The sequence below is a fragment of the Pseudomonas sp. NBRC 111143 genome (assembly GCF_001320965.1).
GTDB lineage: Bacteria > Pseudomonadota > Gammaproteobacteria > Pseudomonadales > Pseudomonadaceae > Aquipseudomonas > Aquipseudomonas machongensis.
This window is the reverse complement of sequence record NZ_BCBT01000018.1, coordinates 1-20,132: the sequence shown is the minus strand read 5'-3', so window position 1 is coordinate 20,132 and position 20,132 is coordinate 1. Positions and strand designations below refer to the sequence as shown.

Annotated in this window: 18 protein-coding genes; 12 read left to right on the top strand and 6 right to left on the bottom strand. The window is 63.3% G+C overall.

Annotated elements, in window-relative coordinates:
• Positions 1-60 precede the first annotated feature (60 nt).
• The gene (locus tag APH44_RS12295; RefSeq protein WP_054892970.1) at positions 61-1,587 is read left to right on the top strand and encodes a PLP-dependent aminotransferase family protein; all 1,527 of its coding nucleotides are present in this window, start codon (positions 61-63) and stop codon (positions 1,585-1,587) included.
• An 87-nt stretch (positions 1,588-1,674) separates the two neighbouring features.
• Here the strand turns inward: APH44_RS12295 and APH44_RS12290 are convergent, their stop codons facing one another.
• From APH44_RS12290 to aspA, 4 genes are all read right to left on the bottom strand, one after another.
• Positions 1,675-2,778, bottom strand: coding sequence for a polyamine ABC transporter substrate-binding protein (locus APH44_RS12290; RefSeq protein WP_054892969.1), 1,104 nt, complete (start codon positions 2,776-2,778; stop codon positions 1,675-1,677).
• Positions 2,779-2,780: 2 nt separating this feature from the next.
• Positions 2,781-3,821 carry a histone deacetylase family protein gene (locus APH44_RS12285; protein WP_054892968.1) on the bottom strand — a complete coding sequence of 347 codons (1,041 nt, stop codon included), beginning with the start codon at positions 3,819-3,821 and terminating at the stop codon, positions 2,781-2,783.
• A gap of 167 nt (positions 3,822-3,988) precedes the next feature.
• Positions 3,989-4,981, bottom strand: coding sequence for an AraC family transcriptional regulator (locus tag APH44_RS12280; protein WP_054892967.1), 993 nt, complete (start codon positions 4,979-4,981; stop codon positions 3,989-3,991).
• A 166-nt stretch (positions 4,982-5,147) separates the two neighbouring features.
• Positions 5,148-6,572 (bottom strand): aspartate ammonia-lyase, encoded by a 1,425-nt coding sequence (gene aspA / locus APH44_RS12275; RefSeq protein ID WP_054892966.1) that lies wholly within the window; start codon positions 6,570-6,572, stop codon positions 5,148-5,150.
• Positions 6,573-6,753: 181 nt separating this feature from the next.
• On the opposite strand from aspA, the gene APH44_RS12270 reads away from it, so the two are divergent.
• The 5 genes from APH44_RS12270 (at position 6,754) to APH44_RS12250 (ending at position 10,376) form a co-directional block, all read left to right on the top strand.
• Entirely contained in the window at positions 6,754-7,695 is a 942-nt protein-coding gene (locus tag APH44_RS12270; protein ID WP_054892965.1) for a LysR substrate-binding domain-containing protein, read from the top strand.
• Between the two features lie 172 nt (positions 7,696-7,867).
• Complete coding sequence (gene purE, locus APH44_RS12265; protein WP_054892964.1) at positions 7,868-8,359, top strand: 5-(carboxyamino)imidazole ribonucleotide mutase; 492 nt, start codon at positions 7,868-7,870, stop codon at positions 8,357-8,359.
• A gap of 10 nt (positions 8,360-8,369) precedes the next feature.
• Positions 8,370-9,452: a 5-(carboxyamino)imidazole ribonucleotide synthase gene (locus APH44_RS12260; RefSeq protein WP_054892963.1), complete on the top strand. Its 1,083-nt coding sequence runs from the start codon at positions 8,370-8,372 to the stop codon at positions 9,450-9,452.
• Positions 9,453-9,548: 96 nt separating this feature from the next.
• Complete coding sequence (locus tag APH44_RS12255; protein WP_054892962.1) at positions 9,549-9,794, top strand: GlsB/YeaQ/YmgE family stress response membrane protein; 246 nt, start codon at positions 9,549-9,551, stop codon at positions 9,792-9,794.
• Between the two features lie 12 nt (positions 9,795-9,806).
• Positions 9,807-10,376: a DUF3299 domain-containing protein gene (locus APH44_RS12250; RefSeq protein WP_054892961.1), complete on the top strand. Its 570-nt coding sequence runs from the start codon at positions 9,807-9,809 to the stop codon at positions 10,374-10,376.
• A gap of 185 nt (positions 10,377-10,561) precedes the next feature.
• Here APH44_RS12250 and APH44_RS12245 read toward each other — a convergent pair whose 3' ends face one another.
• A complete protein-coding gene (locus APH44_RS12245) occupies positions 10,562-11,458 on the bottom strand; it encodes a D-hexose-6-phosphate mutarotase (RefSeq protein WP_054892960.1) in 897 nt (298 codons plus the stop codon).
• 72 nt (positions 11,459-11,530) lie between these two features.
• Positions 11,531-11,929 carry an acyl-CoA thioesterase gene (locus APH44_RS12240; RefSeq protein WP_003253317.1) on the bottom strand — a complete coding sequence of 133 codons (399 nt, stop codon included), beginning with the start codon at positions 11,927-11,929 and terminating at the stop codon, positions 11,531-11,533.
• Between the two features lie 356 nt (positions 11,930-12,285).
• Here APH44_RS12240 and APH44_RS12235 point away from each other — a divergent pair, with 356 nt between their 5' ends.
• The 6 genes from APH44_RS12235 to phoU all read left to right on the top strand — a co-directional run.
• Complete coding sequence (locus tag APH44_RS12235) at positions 12,286-13,575, top strand: MFS transporter (protein ID WP_054892959.1); 1,290 nt, start codon at positions 12,286-12,288, stop codon at positions 13,573-13,575.
• A 153-nt stretch (positions 13,576-13,728) separates the two neighbouring features.
• Positions 13,729-14,709, top strand: a complete 981-nt coding sequence (locus tag APH44_RS12230; protein WP_054892958.1) for a phosphate ABC transporter substrate-binding protein PstS — start codon at positions 13,729-13,731, stop codon at positions 14,707-14,709.
• A 144-nt stretch (positions 14,710-14,853) separates the two neighbouring features.
• On the top strand, positions 14,854-17,142 hold the full coding sequence (locus APH44_RS12225; protein WP_054892957.1) for an ABC transporter permease subunit: 2,289 nt from the start codon (positions 14,854-14,856) through the stop codon (positions 17,140-17,142).
• 17 nt (positions 17,143-17,159) lie between these two features.
• Positions 17,160-18,830 (top strand): phosphate ABC transporter permease PstA, encoded by a 1,671-nt coding sequence (gene pstA, locus APH44_RS12220; protein ID WP_054892956.1) that lies wholly within the window; start codon positions 17,160-17,162, stop codon positions 18,828-18,830.
• A 72-nt stretch (positions 18,831-18,902) separates the two neighbouring features.
• The gene (pstB, locus tag APH44_RS12215; RefSeq protein ID WP_054892955.1) at positions 18,903-19,736 is read left to right on the top strand and encodes a phosphate ABC transporter ATP-binding protein PstB; all 834 of its coding nucleotides are present in this window, start codon (positions 18,903-18,905) and stop codon (positions 19,734-19,736) included.
• 61 nt (positions 19,737-19,797) lie between these two features.
• Positions 19,798-20,132 (top strand): phosphate signaling complex protein PhoU (gene phoU / locus APH44_RS12210; RefSeq protein WP_082430644.1); only part of this gene is annotated, 335 nt, incomplete at its 3' end.

Below are 20,132 nucleotides of genomic sequence, written 5' to 3'. Positions count from 1 at the left end.
TAGGCAGGCTATTGGTTCTGTGTAAGAGCCATTTACCGCTGTTTTGACAGGTCCAATGTCATGAGTGAGCGTCCTCTCGTTTTGCCTTTCGACCCCGCCGGCATTATGCTGGACCGCCGCCGTGGCCTCAGCCAGCAGCTCTACCAGGCACTGCGCGCGCGGGTGCTGGACGGCCGGCTGAGCAGTGGCACGCGGCTGCCGGCCACTCGTGACCTGGCTTCGGTGCTGGCGCTGTCGCGCAACAGCGTGGTGCGTGCCTATGACCAGTTGTACGCTGAAGGCTTCATCGAAAGCCGAGTCGGGGATGGCACCTATGTGAGTCGGCTGCCAAAACTGTCCACACAGTTATCAACAAGGTTATCCCAGGGGTTATCAACAGGGTTATCCACATTTCCGCACGATGACACTGAGGATTTATCCAGTTCAACGCGCTCCAGCGCACCCTTGGAGCGCTTGAAATCACACCATCTTTCACCGCCTAGAACCGGCGCTCCGAGGGCTTTTCGGGTCGGTATTCCGGCGTTCGATCTGTTCCCGTTCGACGTCTGGGCCAAGCTGCAAGCGGGTTTCTGGCGTGATCCCGATCCTGCGCTGCTCGGTTATGGCGACCCGGCCGGGGAGCCTGTGCTGCGCGAACTGATTGCGGCCTACATGCGTCGCTCGCGAGGGCTTTCGTGCACCGCTGAACAAATTGTGATCACCAGTGGTGCACAGCAGGCCATCAGCCTTTGTGCACAGCTGCTGCTGCAACCGGGCGAGGAGGTGGCTGTGGAAAACCCGGGCTATCGCGCCGCCGGGCATGCCTTTGCCTTGGCCGGAGCGAAGGTGCGCGGTGTGGCGATAGACGAGGAAGGGCTGGTGTGCGAGCGGCTCGCCCAGTTGCGCGACTGTCGCCTGGCCTACGTGACGCCTGCGCACCAATACCCGACCGGCGTCACCATGAGCCTGGCGCGACGCTTGTCGTTGCTGGCCTGGGCCGAACGCCAGGATGGCTGGATCATCGAGGACGACTACGACGGCGAATACCGCTACAGCGGCGCACCGCTGGCGCCCCTTGCAGCGCTGGATCGCCAGCAGCGGGTGATCTACGTCGGCACCTTCGGCAAGATCGCCTTCCCCGCGTTGCGCCTGGGTTACCTGGTACTGCCGCCGCGACTGGTGCAGGCCTTCAGCCAGGCGCGTGCACTGGCGGTGCGGCATTCCGAAGTCGGGACGCAGTGCGTGATGGCGCAATTCATGGCTCAGGGGCACTTCCAGCGGCATATACGCCGCATGCGTCGGGCGGCGCTGGCGCGGCGCAATGTGCTCAAGGCAGGCTGGCCGCTGGATGTGCCGGGGCTGGGCGCAATGCCGGAAGTGGCGGCGGGGCTGCATGTGAAAGTGGATGTGGATAACTTCGCGCGGGAGCAAGCGCTGGTGGCCAAGGCAGAGGCGGTGGGAGTGGAAGTGCACCCGCTGAGTGCTTACTGGCTGGAAGACAGCGAGTTGCCTGTGGATAAGCGGGCAGGGCTGGTGCTGGGGTTTGCGGCGGTGCCCGAGGAGGAGATTGCCGAGGCGTTGATGCGATTGCGCAGGGCTTGGCGGTAAGGCGTTGGACCGCGCTGTCTGTTTCGCGGGCAAGCCCGCTCCTACAGGCTCTCTGTAGGAGCTGGCTTTGCGCGCGAAGCAGGCGGCTCAGGTACCGGACTTGATCCGCGTCCAGGCCCGGGTCCTTGCCCGTTCGGCTTCTTTGCTCAGCGGCTTGAGGGTATACAGCGTGGTCATCGCCTCAGCCGTCGGGTACAGGTTCGGGTTGTTGCGAATCTGTGGGCTGACCTTTTCGGTCGCGTCCTTGTTCGGGTTGGGGTAGCCGACGAAGTCGCTGATCGGCGCGATCACCTCGGGGCGCAGCAGGTAGTTGATGAAGGTGTGGGCGTCGTCCGGGTTCGCTGCATTTTTCGGAATGGCCAGCATGTCGAACCAGATCGGCGCGCCTTCCTTGGGCAGGCGCATGTCCACCACCACGCCATTCTTGGCTTCGCGCGCACGGTTGGCGGCCTGCGAGAAGCTGCCGGAGTAGCCCACTGCCACGCAGATATCGCCGTTGGCGATATCGGCCATGTACTTCGAGGAATGGAAGTAGGTGACGTGCGGGCGAATCTTCATCAGCAGCGCCTCGGCCTTCTTGTAGTCCTCAGGCTTGTCGCTGTTGGGTGACAGACCCAGGTACTGCAGGGCCAGCGGCAGGATTTCCGACGGTGAATCAAGCAGCGCCACGCCGCACTGCTTGAGTTTGGCGATGTTCTCTTCCTTGAAGATCAGGTCCCAGCTGTCCACCGGTGCGTTGTCACCCAGCGCGGCCTTCACCTTGGCCGGGTTGAAGCCGATCAGGATGGTGCCGTACATGTAGGGCACGGCGAACTTGTTGCCCGGATCGTTGGCCTCGATCAGCTTCATCAGCGTTGGGTCCAGGTGCTGCCAGTTCGGCAGCTTGCTGCGGTCCAGAGGTTGGAAGACCCCAGCCTCGATCTGCTTGGCGAGGAACACGTTGGAGGGCACTACCACGTCATAGCCAGAGTTGCCGGTCAGCAGCTTGGCTTCCAGTGCTTCGTTGGTGTCGAAGATGTCATAGATCAGTTTGACCTGGGCATCCTTCTGGAAGTCGACCAGGGTCTGTGGAGTGATGTAGTCGAACCAGTTGTACACCCGCAGGGTGCGTTGTTCGGCATGGGCCTGAAGGCCACCAACCAGCAGGCCGGCAGCAACGAGCGGGGCTAACAGACGCTTGATTGGACGCATGATCAGGCTCCTGGCTGAGCGCGCTGGAACCCTTCCAGCACATTGACCGCATTGATGCCGATTTCCTCGACGGCATAGCCACCTTCCATCACGAACAGGGTCGGCTTGCCGAGTTGGGCGATGCGCTTGCCCATCTCCAGATAGTCCGGACTGTCGAGCTTGAACTGGGAGATCGGATCGTCCTTGAAGGTGTCCACGCCGAGCGAGACCACCAGCACATCGGCGTCGAAGTTGGCAATGCGTTGGCAGGCGTCTTCGAGGGCGGCACTCCAGGTGACCCAGTCGCTACCTGCCGGCAGAGGGTAGTTGACGTTGCAGCCCTCGCCTGCGCCCTCGCCGGTTTCGTCGGCATAGCCGAGGAAGAACGGGAACTCGTCGGTCGGGTCGCCGTGGATCGAGGCGAAGAACACGTCGTTACGGTCGTAGAAGATGTCCTGGGTGCCGTTGCCGTGGTGGTAGTCGACATCGAGGATCGCGACCTTGCGCCGGCCCTGGTCGAGGAAGGCCTGGGCAGCGATGGCGGCGTTGTTCAGGTAGCAGTAGCCGCCCATCACTTCGGCGGCAGCGTGGTGCCCTGGCGGACGGCACAGGGCAAAGGCGGCATGGGCGCCGTTCTGGATCGCGGCCTGCCCGGTCAGTGCGACTTGCGCTGCGCTGTAGGCGGCCTGCCAGGTGCCGGCGGTGATCGGCGCGCCGCCGTCGAAGCTGTAGTAGCCCAGTTCGCCGTGCAGGCCGGTGGGTTTGATCTGGCGCAGGGTGCGTGCTGGCCAGGTGAAGGGCAGCAGGTCGCCCTCCTGGTTCATGGCCGCCCAGCGCGCCCAGGCGCCTTCGAAGAAGTCCAGGTAGGCGGCGCTGTGGATGCGCAGCAGCGGCGCGCGGCCGAAGTCGGTCGGGCCCTGGATCGGGCCGATGTCGCGGTGCTGGACGCGGGCGAGCACATGGTCAGCGCGCGAGGGCATCTCGAAACACGGCATCAGCTTGCCGTCGATCAGCTCGCAGCGGCCGTGGTGCAGGCGATGGTCATCGGAATAGATCGTCAGCATTTGTTGTTCTCCGAAGGTGACTGGCGTGGGTCCATTGTGGTGGGCGGGCCAGGTGGAGAGAACGTTGCAAACGGCCAAAAGGGGATCGATATGGCCACTGGCGATGGCCGGATCGGGTGGTTTGGGGATATTTCCGGCCTATTGCCCCGCGGCTGGACGGGTGCCGACTACCCCCGAAAATGGCTGGGCGCCACGCCACTCCAGCGCTGGAACGCGTGCCGGAAGCTTGCCGTCTCGCTGAATCCCAGGGTTTCGGCGATCCGGTAGATCGGCATCTGGTCTTCGGCGAGCAACTGTTTGGCCCGTTCGAAGCGCAGCTCATCGAGCAGCTGTTGATAACTGCTGCCCAACGCCTGCAAGTGTCGCCGCAAGGTGCGCGACGAGCAGTTCATCTGCCGCGCCAGGCCCTCGAGCCCAGGTGCCGCATCGAGCTGCTGCATCAGCAGCTGGCGAATGCGCCCCAGCCAGGCTTGGCGGCCAGTGAACTCCAGGTTCAGGCGCCTGCAGCGTTCGGCCATGGCTTTGTGGGTGATGGGGTCGGCCAGGGGCAGTGGCATATCGAGCCAGCGCCGTTCGAAGGCAAAGGCGTTGTCTCGCGATTCGAAGCCTGTCGGGCAGGGGAATGCACCGGCGTAGAGCAGATGGTAGGCAGGGCGTGCGTGTTCGAAGCGTGCCGCCAGCAAGGGTAGCGGCCGGCCGAGCAGGTCATCGCAGATGACTTTCAGCGAGACCAGGCAGAATTCGGCATTGAACGCTGCCAGTGCTGGCCCCTCGCGATAATCGCTGGCGCTCAGCCAGACACGCTGGCCATCGTCGACCAGGCGCAACTGGAAGATTGTTCCCAGCAGTGCCGGATAACGCAGCGCCAGACGCAGGGCGTCACCCAAAGTGGCACTCGAGAGCAAGGCGTAACCGAGCATGCCGTAGCACGACACATGCATCCGCCGCCCCAGCTCCAGGCCGATTTCCTCGCGTCGGGCGACCGCATTGGCACACACCTGCAGCTCCTGCTGGGTGGTGATGCGCGCATCGGGATGGCCCAGGTCCGCCGGGCCTATGCCGCTGCCGGCGAGCAGTTGCGAGGCGGTACAGCCCTCTTCCTGGAAGACGTTGAGAATCAACGAAACTGCGTTGAGGGTGGTGAGGTGGCTGTGCAGCATGCTCGGCATCCCGTGGGGGTGAGGGGCATTATCGAGCAAGGAGTGTGCCGGGAACCGTTTGCCGGTGCTGGGTATAAAAAAAGGGCCCGGAGCGTGCGCTCGGGCCCTTGAAAGGTTGAGAGGTGTCTAGTCCCTCGACCTGGTGAGACAGGTTGCAGCGTTCGGGTTACGCCTTCAGCGGAACCAGACGTGGAGCGATCATGTTTTCCGGACGCAGGATGTCGTTGAGCATCGCTTCGTCCAGCAGCTTCTCTTCGCGCACCAGTTCCAGCACGCCGCGGCCGGTTTCCAGGGCGACGCGGGCGATACGGGTGGCGTTTTCGTAGCCGATGTACGGGTTCAGGGCGGTGACCAGGCCGATCGAGTGCTCGACCAGTTCACGGCAGCGCTGTTCGTTGGCAGTGATACCGACGATGCAGTGTTCACGCAGCATGTCCATGGCGCGTTGCAGCAGGCGGATCGAGTCGAAGATCTTGTACGCGATCAGCGGTTCCATCACGTTCAGCTGCAGCTGGCCACCTTCGGCGGCGACGGTCAGGGCCAGGTCGTTGCCCATGATGGCGAAGGCAACTTGGTTGACCGCTTCCGGGATCACCGGGTTGACCTTGCCTGGCATGATCGAGCTGCCTGGCTGGCGCGCCGGCAGGTTGATCTCGTTGATGCCGGTGCGCGGGCCGCTGGACAGCAGGCGCAGGTCGTTGCAGATCTTCGACAGCTTGACCGCGGTGCGCTTGAGCATGCCGGAGAACAGCACGAAGGCGCCCATGTCGGAGGTGGCTTCGATCAGGTCGGCCGCCGGAACCAGCGGCTGGCCGCTGATGGCTGCCAGGCGTTGTACCGCCAGAGCTTGGTAGCCCGGGTCGGCGTTGATGCCGGTGCCGATGGCGGTGCCGCCCAGGTTGATTTCGGTGAGCAGTTCCGGCGCCAGCGAACGCAGACGGTTGAGGTCTTCGGTCATGGTGGTGGCGAAGGCACGGAATTCCTGGCCCAGGGTCATCGGCACGGCGTCCTGAAGCTGGGTACGGCCCATCTTCAGTACGTGGCTGAACTCTTCACCTTTGGCAGCGAAAGCCTGGATCAGGCTGTCGAGGCTGGCCAGCAGGGCGTCGTGGCCCAGCAGCAGGCCGAGGCGGATGGCGGTCGGGTAGGCGTCGTTGGTCGACTGCGCCATGTTCACATCGTTGTTCGGGTGCAGGTACTGGTACTCACCCTTCTGGTGACCCATGGCCTCCAGTGCGATGTTGGCGATGACCTCGTTGGCGTTCATGTTGGTGGAAGTACCAGCACCGCCCTGGATCATGTCCACCACGAACTGCTCGTGGAAGTCGCCACGGATCAGGCGGGCACAGGCCTCGCTGATGGCGGCGTGCTTGGCATCGCTCAGGTGCCCCAGCTCACGGTTGGCGTCAGCAGCGGCCTGCTTGACCATCGCCAGGCCGACTACCAGTTTCGGGTAGTGCGACAGCGGAACGCCGGAGAGGTGGAAGTTGTTGGCAGCGCGCAGAGTCTGGATGCCGTAGTAGGCATCGGCAGGGACTTCAAGGGTACCAAGCAGGTCTTTTTCGACGCGGAACGATGCAGCGGAGGACATGACGGATATCATCTCGATTTAAACCCGGCACCTGCCGGAATGCCGCCAATCCTAGGCCTCGGCAGATTTTGCGGCCAATGCTGTTAGACGCTAACCTATGCACAAACGGCATACGGTTTGATGTGACGCCGATTGACAATCGAGCGTGTTCCATTTTGGTGCACGCCTGCGGAGCTTCTCGATGAACCTTGAAAGCAAGTGGCTGGAAGACTTCAGTGCTCTGGCCTCCACACGCAGTTTTTCCCAGGCGGCGGAGCGCCGCTTCGTGACGCAGCCGGCCTTCAGTCGACGCATCCGCAGCCTGGAAGCGGCATTGGGGCTGACCTTGGTGAATCGTTCCCGTACGCCCATCGAGCTGACTGAGGCAGGTCAGCTTTTTCTGGTCACGGCACGGACCGTTGTCGACCAGTTGAGCGAAGTTCTCCGTCATTTACATCACCTGGAAGGCGGGCAGGGTGAGGTGGTCCAAGTGGCGGCGGCGCACTCGCTGGCGTCCGGCTTTTTCCCGCGCTGGGTGGCCCAGTTGCGCAACGACGGCATGAACATCGCCACCCGTCTGGTGGCCACCAACGTGGGCGATGCAGTGCATGCCTTGAGGGAAGGTGGCTGTGACCTGATGCTGGCCTTTTACGACCCTGACGCCGCCTTGCAAATGGATGCCGAGATCTTCCCATCGTTGCACATGGGCACCACCGAAATGCTGCCAGTCTGTGCCGTCGGGGCCGATGGCAAGCCGCTGTTCGACCTGGAAGGCGAGGGCAGCGTGCCGCTTCTGGCCTACAGCGCCGGGGCATTCCTCGGGCGATCCGTCAGCCTGCTGCTGCGCCAGCGCAACCTGCGCTACACCACGGTGTACGAAACGGCGATGGCCGACAGTCTCAAGAGCATGGCGCTCGAAGGCATGGGTATCGCCTGGGTGCCGCGCCTGTCGATGCGCGGCGAGCTGGAGCGTGGCGAATTGGCGATCTGCGGCTCCAGCCAGTGGCACGTGCCGCTGGAGATTCGCCTCTACCGCTGCGCCCTGGTGCGCAAGGCGAACGTGCGCCTGCTGTGGCGCAAGCTCGAAGGTGGAGCGCTGGCGGGCGCAGTTGACTCGAAAGTCAGTCAAAGCCCCGAAAAATAAGGCCGACAGTTGGTCGCCAGGGGTGCCTCGAATGCCTAACGTTACGGTATACTGCGCGGCCCCTCGACTGGATCGATCCGGTCATGATCAGCAAACAAGCCACGCCGGTCGTCCCGCGTGGCTTGTTGTTTTTTGACGGCGCCCAAGGGCGCACAAGCGAAGAGGCTCGACGATGAGTGCACTGGTTGGCGTGATCATGGGCTCCAAGTCCGATTGGTCCACCCTTAGCCACACCGCCGATATGCTGGAAAAACTCGGCATTCCCTACGAGGTGAAGGTGGTGTCCGCCCACCGGACCCCGGACCTGCTGTTCCAGTACGCCGAAGAGGCCGAAGGCCGCGGCATCGAGGTGATCATCGCCGGCGCCGGTGGCGCTGCGCACCTGCCGGGCATGTGCGCCGCCAAGACGCACCTGCCGGTGCTGGGCGTACCTGTGCAGTCGTCGATGCTGTCGGGTGTCGATTCACTGCTGTCGATCGTGCAGATGCCAGCCGGCATCCCGGTTGCCACCCTGGCCATCGGCAAGGCTGGCGCGATCAACGCCGCGCTGCTGTCGGCAAGCATCCTGGGCGCCAAGCACCCGCAGTACCACGCGGCGCTCAAGCAGTTCCGCGCGGAGCAGACCGAAACCGTCCTGGACAACCCGGACCCCCGCCAGGCTTGAGGCTGACGACATGAAGATCGGTGTAATCGGTGGCGGCCAACTGGGTCGCATGCTGGCCCTGGCGGGCACTCCGCTGGGCATGAACTTCGCCTTCCTCGACCCGGCACCGGACGCCTGCGCCGCTCCTCTGGGCGAGCACCTGCGTGCCGACTACGGCGACCAGGACCACCTGCGCCAACTGGCCGACGAAGTCGACCTGGTGACCTTCGAGTTCGAGAGCGTCCCGGCGGAAACCGTGGCCTTCCTGTCGCAGTTCGTGCCGGTCTACCCAAGCGCCGAAGCCCTGCGCATCGCACGCGATCGCCTGTTCGAGAAGAGCATGTTCCGCGACCTGGGCATTCCGACCCCAGCCTTCGCCGACATCCTTTCGCAGGATGACCTCGACGCGGCAGTGGCCAGCATCGGCCTGCCGGCCGTGCTCAAGACCCGCACCCTGGGTTATGACGGCAAGGGCCAGAAGGTCCTGCGCAAGCCAGAGGACGTGGTCGGCACCTTCGCCGAGCTGGGCAGCGTCCCTTGTCTGCTGGAAGGCTTCGTGCCGTTCACCGGCGAAGTCTCGCTGGTTGCCGTGCGAGCCCGCGATGGCGAGACGCGCTTCTATCCGCTGGTGCACAACACCCATGACAGCGGCATCCTGCGCCTGTCGGTGGCAAGCGATGCGCATCCACTGCAGGCGCTGGCTGAGGATTACGTCGGCCGTGTGCTGCACAAGCTCGACTATGTTGGCGTGATGGCGTTCGAGTTCTTCGAGGTCGACGGTGGCCTCAAGGCCAACGAGATCGCCCCACGCGTGCACAACTCCGGGCACTGGACCATCGAAGGCGCCGAGTGCAGCCAGTTCGAGAACCATCTGCGGGCCGTCGCTGGCCTGCCGCTGGGCTCGACGGCCAAGGTCGGCGAGAGCGCCATGCTCAACTTCATCGGCGAAGTGCCTGCGGCCGACCAGGTCGTGGCCATCGACGACTGCCACCTGCATCACTATGGCAAGGCGTTCAAGGTGGGGCGCAAGGTCGGTCACGCCACCCTGCGCTGCAAGGACATGGTCACGCTCAAGGCCAAGATCGCCGAAGTAGAGGCGTTGATCGTCGGCTGATCGAACTTCTGCCTGCTGCAGGCCCTCTGAGATGGCAACACGCCAAAGCGCTGTCTAGGCTTTGGCGTGTTCCATCTTCACTGTAGAGGGATTGCCATGGGCATCATCGGAACCATCTTCATCGGCCTGATCGTCGGCTTGCTGGCGCGTTTCCTGAAACCCGGGGACGACAGCATGGGCTGGATCATGACCATTCTGCTCGGCATCGCCGGCTCCCTGGTGGCCACCTATGGCGGGCAGGCCCTGGGTATCTACCAGGCCGGACAGGCGGCGGGCTTCTTCGGTGCCCTGGTTGGCGCCATCGTGCTGCTGGTGATCTACGGATTCATCAAGAAGCGCTGAACACAGGCTAGAATGCGCGGCAATTCACTTGAGTTGCCGAGCATTGCCATGCGTGCGTTATTCCTTCTTCCCTTGTTGCTGGCCAGCACCCTGGCCCATGCCGAGCTGCCCGAAACCGACTGGCTGGAGCTGATGCCAAAGTCGGACCAGAAGGCCCTCGAGCAGATGCCCGAGATCGATCACAACTCCCCCGAAGCCATGGGCACCTTCACCGCCAAGGGCGGCCTGAAGCAAAGCCAGGGCCTGCCGGCGGTGATGTATTCGACCAAGACCGTGGCGGCCATGAACGGCAAGCAGATCCGCTTGGGCGGCTATCCTGTGCCGCTGGAGAGCGATGCCAAGGGCAACAGCACCTTGTTCTTCCTCGTGCCTTATCCGGGGGCCTGCATCCATGTGCCGCCACCTCCGCCGAATCAGCTGGTGCTGGTGCGCTACCCGAAAGGGCTGAAGATCGCCGATATCTACACGCCGCTGTGGGTGACCGGTACGCTGAAGATCGAGAAAGTCAGCAATGACCTGGCCGATGCGGCCTATGCGCTGGACGCGGGGAAGGTAAGGGTGGTCGAGGACGCCGATCTTTGAGCCTGAACAGGTTTTTTAGGAGCGGCGGTTCGGCGCCCCGACTTGCCCGCGAAAAAGACACCGCGCTGCCTGGCACGGGCTACGCCCGTGTTCGCGGGACAAGTCCGCTCCCACAGGGGATTGGGCTGACCTTTAGATTTTGAGCAAGACAGTTGATCCCACGGACAGCGCGGTGTCCTGTCGAATCAGAGCGCTTCGCGGCCAATCACCACCCCCAGCACATGGCTGGCTCCAGGCTTGAGTTCCACCACGTCATCCCACACATTCGCCGTCTCCACGCACAGCATCCGCTGCCAGCCGTCGTCGGCCATGTCGGGCAGCTCGCGGGCGCGGTCGGTCCAGGGGTTCCAGATCACTGCACTGCGTGAGCCGGTGGCGTGCAAGGTGATGCGCCGCTTCCATTGTGGGTCGACGATCGCCAGGCGCTCGGGAGCGTTCAGGTAGATGCGGTCGGTCTCGCCGGCAAAGCCCAGCTTGCCTTGCTGGGTGCGCTGCTCCCAGCCCTCCAGGGTCTCGATATAGGGCAGCCCCTCGACGCCTTCCACGTGCACCTGGCGTACATCGCTGACGGCAAAGTAGCTGTGCAGTGCCTGGCTGAGCGTGACGCTGGCATCGCCAAGGTTGCGGCTGCAAAGCGAAACGTGCAGTTGTTCGCCGAGCTCGATCAGCAGGCGCAGCTCGACCTTGTGTGGCCAGTCTGGCAGTTGGCCCTGAGCCTCGGGCAGGTCGAACTCGATACGCAGGTTTTCACCGACTTCCTCGACGCCAAGCAACTGCCAGTCGCGTCCGCGCGCCAGGCCGTGGGCCGGTGCCTCGCTGCCGTGGTACATGGCCTTGACCGAATCGGGATTGCGCTGGAAGTTGCTGAACCATGGCCAGCATACCGGCACACCGGCGCGTACCGACTTGCCCTGGCGGAAGATCGCCTGGTCACTGAGCCACAGCAGGGGTTCGTCACCGATGGGCTGGTAGCTGAGAATCTGCGCGCCCTGCTGGGCGATGAGGAGTTCGGCATGCCGGCTGGTGATGCGCCAGCAGTTGAGTTCGCCGTGTTGCTCGGTGTCGACCTTGAAGGTTGCCATGCGCTCGTCTCGTTGATTGCAGGTGAGGCCGTTGGACCTCGAAGCCTGCAACGAGTTTACCGCGCGCCGGGCTCAGCGACGAGGTACGGAGCGGGTGCGGCCGCTGCCGTCGATGGCCACGAAAACGAACACCGCCTCGGTGACTTTGCGCCATTCGCTGGACAGCGGGTCGTCGCTCCAGACCTCGACCATCATCTGGATCGAGCTGCGGCCGATCTCCAGGGTCTGCGTATAGAAGGACAGTTGCGCGCCCACGGCCACCGGCACTAGGAATGCCATGCGATCGATCGCCACGGTGGCCACACGGCCGCCAGCCACGCGGCTGGCCATGGCAGTACCGGCCAGGTCCATCTGGGCGACCAGCCAGCCGCCGAAGATATCGCCGAAGCCATTGGTTTCGCGCGGTAGCGCGGTAATCTGAAGGGCCAGGTCGCCCTGCGGGATAGGATCTTCTTGTTCGAGCTCAATCATGCCGTGGGGCCTCTGACCCGTGACGCTTCGTTGGTTGGCGCGGTGACGGACGCCCTGAAAAACGATTCAGCCAGAAACATACTACGCTGATTTCGCTCCGGTTGGCGGCCAAAGGGAAACTCTGCGAAACCGCCTGAACATAATGACCGGCGTTTTCGCACAACATCCCACATCGTAAACAACCTTTTCCTACGAAGAGCGCAGTATATAGACGGTATCGGCCAGCGACGACCGCACATTGGTGAATATCTGTAGAGTTTTTCTACCTCTATGAGCCATGCGCGGCAATTTGTTATCTTGCCCACTCCCGCGCCACAAGCCGCAGCACAAGCGGCCTGCCTTATAAGAGAACATCCATGACCTCCGTGCCGAGCAGTATCGAGCAGCCCTCGCGGCCGCTGACCCGCAGTGACTACAAGACCCTCTCACTGTCCGCCTTGGGCGGAGCTCTGGAGTTCTACGACTTCATCATCTTCGTGTTCTTCGCCACCGTGGTGGGCAAGCTGTTCTTCCCCGCCGACATGCCCGAATGGCTGCGCCTGATGCAGACCTTCGGCATCTTTGCCGCAGGTTATCTGGCGCGCCCGCTGGGTGGCATCATCATGGCGCACTTTGGTGACCTGCTCGGGCGCAAGAAGATGTTCACCCTGAGCATCTTCATGATGGCCTTGCCCACCCTGATCATGGGCCTGCTGCCGACTTATGCACAGGTCGGCCTGTGGGCGCCGATCCTGCTGCTGTTGATGCGGGTGGTGCAGGGCGCCGCCATCGGTGGCGAGGTGCCGGGCGCTTGGGTGTTCGTCTCCGAGCACGTACCGGAGCGCAATACCGGCTATGCCTGCGGCACCCTGACTGCCGGCCTGACTGCCGGCATCCTGCTGGGGTCGCTGGTGGCAACCCTGATCAACACCGTCTACAGCCCTGAAGAGGTGGCCGACTACGCCTGGCGGATCCCCTTCCTGCTCGGCGGTGTGTTTGGCCTGTTCGCCGTGTATCTGCGTCGTTGGCTGCACGAGACCCCGGTGTTCGCCGAGATGCAGCAGCGCAAGGCGCTGGCCGAAGAGCTGCCGCTGCGCGCGGTACTGCGCGACCACCGTGGCGCGATCATCCTGTCGATGCTGCTGACCTGGTTGCTGTCGGCGGGCATCGTGGTGGTGATCCTGATGACCCCGGCGCTGCTGCAGAGCCTCTACCACGTCAGCCCCACCGATTCGCTCAAGGCCAACAGCCTGGCCATCGTCCTGCTCAGCCTGGGGTGCATCGGCGCCGGCAGCCTGGCCGACCGCTTCGGCGCGGGCCGCGTGTTCGTGATCGGCAGCCTGGCGCTGCTGGCTTCGTCCTGGGCGTTCTACCACAGCTTGCCGACCCGGCCTGACCTGCTGTTCCCGCTGTATGCCCTTACCGGACTGTTCGTCGGTCTGGTCGGCGCGGTGCCTTATGTGATGGTCAAGGCTTTCCCGGCGGTGGTGCGCTTCAGCGGGCTGTCGTTCTCCTACAATGTCGCCTACGCCATTTTCGGCGGCCTGACCCCGATGGTGGTGACCGCCCTGCTCAAATTCAGCCCGATGGCACCGGCCTACTATGTGGCAGGCCTGTGCGCTGTGGGGCTGCTGGTCGGGGTGTACCTGCTGATCAACAAGCGCTGACTCGGTTTCCTGCGGCACCCGAAAGGCCATCCTCGGCAGCGATGATGGCCTTTCATCCATTTGTCACAATTAGGTCATATCGTGTTCATGCGGCCTGCCGATACTGGGCCCCGTTCCATCCAACACACCCAATATTCCTGCTAGGAGCAAGGCATGAAACTGAAGCGTTTGATGGCGGCCCTGACCTTTGCCGCCGCTGGCGTCGCTGCCGCCAACGCGGTCGCCGCTGTCGACCCTGCTATCCCGACCTACACCAAGACCACTGGCGTATCGGGCAACCTCTCCAGCGTCGGTTCCGACACCCTCGCGAACCTGATGACTCTGTGGGCCGAGGCCTACAAGAAGGAATATCCGAACGTAAACATCCAGATCCAGGCTGCCGGCTCCTCCACCGCGCCACCCGCGCTGACCGAAGGCACCGCCAACCTGGGCCCGATGAGCCGCAAGATGAAGGACGTGGAGCTGCAGGCCTTCGAGCAGAAGTACGGCTACAAGCCGACCGCCATCCCGGTCGCTGTCGACGCCCTGGCCGTGTTCGTGCACAAGGACAACCCGATCAAGGGCCTGACCATGGCTCAGGTCGACGCGATCTTCTCCTCCACCCGCCTGTGCGGTGGCAAGGCCGAGATCAAGACCTGGGGTGATGTCGGTGTGACCGGTGACCTGGCCAACAAGCCAATCCAGCTGTTCGGCCGCAACTCGGTATCGGGCACCTACGGCTACTTCAAGGAAGAAGCCCTGTGCAAAGGCGACTTCAAGCCTAACGTCAACGAACAACCTGGCTCGGCTTCGGTCGTGCAGTCGATCAGCTCCTCGCTGAACGGCATCGGCTACTCGGGTATCGGTTACAAGACCGCCAGCGTCAAGACCGTAGCCCTGGCCAAGAAGGAAGGCGGCGAGTTCATCGAAGATAACGAAGCCAACGCCCTGAACGGTACCTACCCGCTGTCGCGCTTCCTGTACGTGTACGTCAACAAGGCACCGAACAAGCCTCTGGCACCGCTGGAAGCCGAGTTCGTGAAGCTGGTCCTGTCGCAGGCAGGCCAGCAGGTCGTGGTGAAGGATGGCTACATCCCGCTGCCAGCCAAAGTGGTCGAGAAGACCCTGGGTGACCTGGGTCTGTCCCACAAGTAAGACGTGTTGCCCGGAAGGGGCGGGCCAGTGGGTCGGCCCCTTCCACGACTTTCCCCAGTCCGAAGCCAGGTCTCCTGAGCGGCGGGCTTTTTTGCGTCACTACACTGTCATGTTTCTGTCATACGGGACCGCTAGGGTGTGCGCATGAATGATCTGGCCAATTCCACAATGACCCCAAATTCCCCTCCCGTGCGCATTGATTTCAATACGCCCGAGCTGCAACGCAAGCGCCGCATGCGCGCGTTGAAGGACCGCCTGAACCGCTGGTATGTCCTGGTGGGCGGGCTTGCCGTATTGGCAGCCATTACCTTGATCTTCTTCTATCTGGCCTACGTGGTACTGCCGCTGTTCCAGGGCGCGGAGCTGACCAGCAAGAAAGCCCTTGAGCCAACCTGGTTGCAGCAGGATGCCGGCAAGCCGCTGATGATCGCCCTCGAGGAGCAGAACCTCGTGGGCATGCGTGTTTCCGACAAGGGCCAGGCGCTGTTCTTCGACACCAAGACCGGTGCCGAGATCAAGCGCGTCGACCTGCCGCTGCCGACGGGCACCACGGTCAGTTCGATCGGTACCGACCAGCCGGGCAGTCCGCTGGTGGTGCTGGGGCTGTCCAATGGCCAGGCGCTGGTGTTCCACCACACCTACAAGATCACCTATCCGGACAACAAGAAGACCATCAATGCGGGTATCGACTACCCCTATGGTCAGGATCCTTTCGCCCTCGACGAACAGGGTCGTGCGCTGGAGCACGTGAGCGTCAACCTCAATGGCGACACCCTGCTGCTGGCCGGCTCCACCGGTGCGCAACTGCAGGTGATCGAGCTGTCGCGTACCGAAAACATGATGACGGGTGAGACCACCACCGAACAGAACCGCATCGCGCTGCCGCAGATGACCGAAACAGTGAAGAACATCTTCATCGACCCGCGCCAGCAGTGGTTGTACGTGGTCAACGGTCGCGCCACCGCCGATGTCTTCAGCCTGCGGGACAAGAGCCTCAACGGTCGCTACAAGCTGCTCGAAGACGGCAACGCCGAAATCACCGCCAGTGGCCAGCTGGTCGGTGGTATCTCGCTGATCTTCGGCGACTCCAAGGGTGGCCTGAGCCAGTGGTTCATGGCCCGCGACTCGGATGGCGAGTCGCGCTTCAAGCTGATCCGCAGCTTCCAGTTGGGCAAGGCACCGATCGCCCAGATCGATGCCGAGGAGCGGCGCAAGGGCTTCATCGCCCTGGACAACGACGGCAAGCTTGGTGTGTTCCACAGCACCGCGCACCGTACCCTGCTGGTCGAGCGGGTCGCCGATGGCGCCGGTGTGCTGGCGCTGTCGCCGCGCGCCAACCGCATCATGATCGAAGAAGGCGGCAAGCTGCTGCCACTGAGCCTGCGCAACCCGCACCCTGAAGTGTCCTTCAGCGCGTTGTGGGGCAAGGTTTGGTACGAGAACTACGACGAGCCGAAGTACGTCTGGCAGTCGACCGCCTCCAACACCGATTTCGAACCCAAGCTGAGCCTGTCGCCGCTGACCTTCGGTACGCTCAAGGCCGCGTTCTACGCGATGATCCTGGCGGCACCCCTGGCCATTGCCGCGGCCATCTACACCGCCTATTTCATGGCCCCTGGCATGCGTCGCAAGGTCAAGCCGGTGATCGAGCTGATGGAAGCGATGCCGACGGTGATCCTCGGCTTCTTCGCCGGCCTGTTCCTGGCGCCGTATCTCGAAGGCCACCTGCCGGGCGTGTTCAGCCTGTTGCTGATCTTGCCGATCGGCATCCTGGTGGCGGGCTTCTCCTGGAGCCGCCTGCCAGAGTCGATCCGTCAGCGCGTCCCGGATGGCTGGGAGGCGGCGATCCTGATCCCGGTGATCCTGGCGATCGGCTGGTTCGCGCTGTCCATGAGCCCGTTCCTGGAGAGCTGGTTCTTCGGCGGCGACATGCGCCTGTGGATCAGCCACGACATGGGCATTACCTACGACCAGCGCAACGCCCTGGTGGTCGGTATCGCCATGGGCTTCGCAGTGATCCCCAACATCTACTCGATTGCCGAAGACGCCGTGTTCAGTGTGCCGCGCAGCCTCACCCTCGGCTCGCTGGCGCTGGGCGCGACGCCTTGGCAGACCCTGACCCGCGTGGTCATCCTCACCGCAAGCCCGGGCATCTTCTCGGCGCTGATGATCGGCATGGGCCGGGCGGTGGGCGAGACCATGATCGTGCTCATGGCCACCGGCAACACCCCGGTGATGGAGCTGAACCTGTTCGAGGGCATGCGCACCCTGGCCGCCAACGTGGCCGTGGAAATGCCCGAGTCGGAAGTCGGCGGCAGCCACTATCGTGTGCTGTTCCTCGCCGCCCTCGTGCTGCTGATGTTCACCTTCATCATGAACACCTTGGCCGAGCTGATTCGCCAGCGTCTGCGCAAGAAATACTCGTCGCTTTGATAGAAAGGTAGAGATCCGTGAAAAAGGATTCCCTCAAAGGCTGGTTCAAGAGCGGTGCGCCGGGCGTGTGGATCAGCGGTGGCGCGGTCGCCATGGCGGTGATCATGACCGTCGGCCTGCTCGCCGTGATCGCTGTTCGCGGCCTGGGCCACTTCTGGCCGGCCGACCTGGTCCAGGCCACCTACAAGGTGCCCGGCCAGGCCGATCATGTAATCGTCGGCGAAGTGGTGCAGAAGGAAGAAGTCCCGCGCGAGCGCCTCAAGAGCGCTGGCCTGCCGGTACCTGACCAGGGGCCGGAGTTCATGACCCGCGAGCTGGTCAAGGTCGGAAACCGCGACCTCAACGGCAGCGATTTCACCTGGCTGGTCGGCGAATGGCTGGTGGACCAGAGCAAGCCTGCCGACCTGATTGCCCTGGAGCGCCGCGAGTGGGGCAACTTCTATGGTTACCTGGTCAGCGTCAAGGAAGAAGGCCGTGTGGTCGCCGAAGGCCCGAGCGCCTGGAACGAACTGCAGAGCCGCCTCAAGCGCGCCAGCGACCTGAACGACCAACTGGTGTCGCTCGAGAAGAAAGACATCGGCTCTATCAACCACGGCCTCGAACGCCTGCGCCTGCACAGCCGCAAGCTAGAACTGCAGGGCAAGCTGGATGCGGCCGCCCAGGCCGATATCGAGTCTGAACGCGCAGAGCTGAACAGCCGCTACAAGACCATCGAGGAGCGCCTGACCGGCCTGCACCAGGCCTTCGCCCGCGACAGCCTGGTGGCCCGCGACGCCAACGGCCGCCAGGTGGAGATCAACCTGAGCAAGGTGGTGCATGCCATCCAGCCGAACGGCATGTCGGCGATGACCAAGATGGGCGCCTACTTCAGCAAGGTCTGGGAGTTCCTCAGCGACGACCCGCGTGAAGCCAACACCGAAGGCGGGATCTTCCCGGCCATCTTCGGCACGGTGATGATGACTCTGATCATGGCCGTGATCGTCACCCCCTTTGGCGTGCTGGCCGCGGTCTACCTGCGCGAATACGCCAGGCAAGGCCCGGTTACGCGGCTGATCCGCATCGCGGTGAACAACCTGGCCGGCGTGCCGGCGATCGTCTATGGCGTATTCGGCCTGGGCTTCTTCGTGTACGTGCTGGGTGGCTCGATCGACCGGCTGTTCTTCCCCGAATCGCTACCGGCGCCTACGCTGGGCACGCCAGGCTTGTTGTGGGCCTCGCTGACCCTGGCGCTGCTGGCGGTTCCTGTGGTGATCGTCGCCACTGAAGAAGGCCTGGCGCGGATTCCGCGTACCGTGCGCGAGGGCTCGTTGGCCCTGGGTGCGACCAAGGCCGAGACGCTGTGGAAAATCGTACTGCCGATGGCCAGCCCGGCGATGATGACCGGCATGATTCTCGCCGTGGCGCGCGCCGCAGGCGAGGTGGCGCCGCTGATGCTGGTGGGTGTAGTGAAACTGGCGCCATCGCTGCCGGTGGACGGCAACTACCCTTACCTGCACCTCGACCAGAAGATCATGCACCTAGGCTTCCACATCTACGACGTCGGCTTCCAGAGCCCCAACGTCGAGGCCGCGCGTCCGCTGGTCTACGCCACGGCGCTGCTGCTGGTACTGGTGATCGCGACCCTCAACCTCTCGGCGGTGTGGATCCGTAACCACCTGCGCGAGAAGTACAAGGCGCTCGACAGCTGATCCTGATTGCAAGTGAGCCGCCCACGGTATGGGCGGCCCTTTGAAACGAATTGATAGCGTATGGAGTTGACCATGCAGCAAGAATCCCACTCCCACGGCATCGACATGTCGGCCCTGGGCCGCGACAAGCAGAGCCTGCGCCTGGCCGAAGAGACCGTGGCCATCGAAGTCCCGGGCCTGTCGCTGTTCTACGGCGACAAGCAGGCGCTGTTCGATGTACAGATGAACATCCCCAAACAGCGCGTGACCGCCTTCATTGGCCCGTCCGGCTGCGGCAAGTCCACGCTGCTGCGCACCTTCAACCGCATGAACGACCTGGTCGATGGTTGCCGCGTGGAAGGCGCCATCAACCTGTACGGCAACAACATCTACCGCAAGGGCGAAGATGTGGCCGAGTTGCGTCGCCGGGTGGGCATGGTGTTCCAGAAGCCCAACCCGTTCCCCAAGACCATCTACGAGAACGTGGTCTACGGCCTGCGTATCCAGGGTATCAACAAGAAGCGCGTGCTCGACGAAGCGGTCGAGTGGGCGCTCAAGGGCGCAGCGCTGTGGGATGAGGTCAAGGACCGCCTGCACGACTCGGCGCTGGGACTGTCCGGTGGTCAGCAGCAGCGTCTGGTGATCGCCCGTACCATCGCCGTGGAGCCTGAGGTCCTGCTGCTCGACGAGCCTTGCTCGGCACTGGACCCGATTTCCACGCTGAAGGTCGAAGAGCTGATCTACGAGCTGAAATCCAAGTACACCATCGTCATCGTGACCCACAACATGCAGCAGGCGGCGCGCGTCTCCGACTACACCGCCTTCATGTACATGGGCAAGCTGATCGAATTCGGTGATACCGACACGCTCTTCACCAATCCGGCGAAGAAGCAGACCGAAGACTACATTACCGGGCGTTACGGCTAGCAGCGCGGCGATTCGGCGCCCCGACAAGCCCGCTCCTACAGGATTCAGGGACTAGAGAACGATGATCAACAAAGAAAGCCTTACCCATCACATCTCCCAGCAGTTCAACGCCGAGCTCGAGGAAGTGCGCAGCCACCTGCTGGCGATGGGGGGCCTGGTCGAGAAGCAGGTCAACGATGCCGTGACTGCGCTGATCGAAGCCGATTCGGGCCTGGCCCAGCAGGTGCGTGAGGTCGATGAACAGATCAACCAGATGGAGCGCAACATCGACGAGGAATGCGTGCGCATCCTCGCCCGTCGCCAGCCTGCGGCGTCCGACCTGCGTCTGATCATCAGCATCTCCAAGTCGGTGATCGACCTGGAGCGCATCGGTGACGAGTCGACCAAGATCGCCCG

Bases quoted from the DNA above. Each gene is read 5' to 3' on its own strand.
- APH44_RS12255 (WP_054892962.1), top strand. From the start codon at position 9,549: ATGGGCATCATCGGAACCATCTTCATCGGCCTGATCGTCGGCTTGCTG.
- APH44_RS12290 (WP_054892969.1), bottom strand. From the start codon at position 2,778: ATGCGTCCAATCAAGCGTCTGTTAGCCCCGCTCGTTGCTGCCGGCCTG.
- pstB (WP_054892955.1), top strand. From the start codon at position 18,903: ATGCAGCAAGAATCCCACTCCCACGGCATCGACATGTCGGCCCTGGGC.
- APH44_RS12235 (WP_054892959.1), top strand. From the start codon at position 12,286: ATGACCTCCGTGCCGAGCAGTATCGAGCAGCCCTCGCGGCCGCTGACC.
- aspA (WP_054892966.1), bottom strand. From the start codon at position 6,572: ATGTCCTCCGCTGCATCGTTCCGCGTCGAAAAAGACCTGCTTGGTACC.
- APH44_RS12260 (WP_054892963.1), top strand. From the start codon at position 8,370: ATGAAGATCGGTGTAATCGGTGGCGGCCAACTGGGTCGCATGCTGGCC.
- APH44_RS12280 (WP_054892967.1), bottom strand. From the start codon at position 4,981: ATGCTGCACAGCCACCTCACCACCCTCAACGCAGTTTCGTTGATTCTC.
- purE (WP_054892964.1), top strand. From the start codon at position 7,868: ATGAGTGCACTGGTTGGCGTGATCATGGGCTCCAAGTCCGATTGGTCC.
- APH44_RS12245 (WP_054892960.1), bottom strand. From the start codon at position 11,458: ATGGCAACCTTCAAGGTCGACACCGAGCAACACGGCGAACTCAACTGC.
- APH44_RS12295 (WP_054892970.1), top strand. From the start codon at position 61: ATGAGTGAGCGTCCTCTCGTTTTGCCTTTCGACCCCGCCGGCATTATG.
- APH44_RS12225 (WP_054892957.1), top strand. From the start codon at position 14,854: ATGAATGATCTGGCCAATTCCACAATGACCCCAAATTCCCCTCCCGTG.
- APH44_RS12240 (WP_003253317.1), bottom strand. From the start codon at position 11,929: ATGATTGAGCTCGAACAAGAAGATCCTATCCCGCAGGGCGACCTGGCC.
- APH44_RS12270 (WP_054892965.1), top strand. From the start codon at position 6,754: ATGAACCTTGAAAGCAAGTGGCTGGAAGACTTCAGTGCTCTGGCCTCC.
- APH44_RS12285 (WP_054892968.1), bottom strand. From the start codon at position 3,821: ATGCTGACGATCTATTCCGATGACCATCGCCTGCACCACGGCCGCTGC.
- APH44_RS12230 (WP_054892958.1), top strand. From the start codon at position 13,729: ATGAAACTGAAGCGTTTGATGGCGGCCCTGACCTTTGCCGCCGCTGGC.
- APH44_RS12250 (WP_054892961.1), top strand. From the start codon at position 9,807: ATGCGCGGCAATTCACTTGAGTTGCCGAGCATTGCCATGCGTGCGTTA.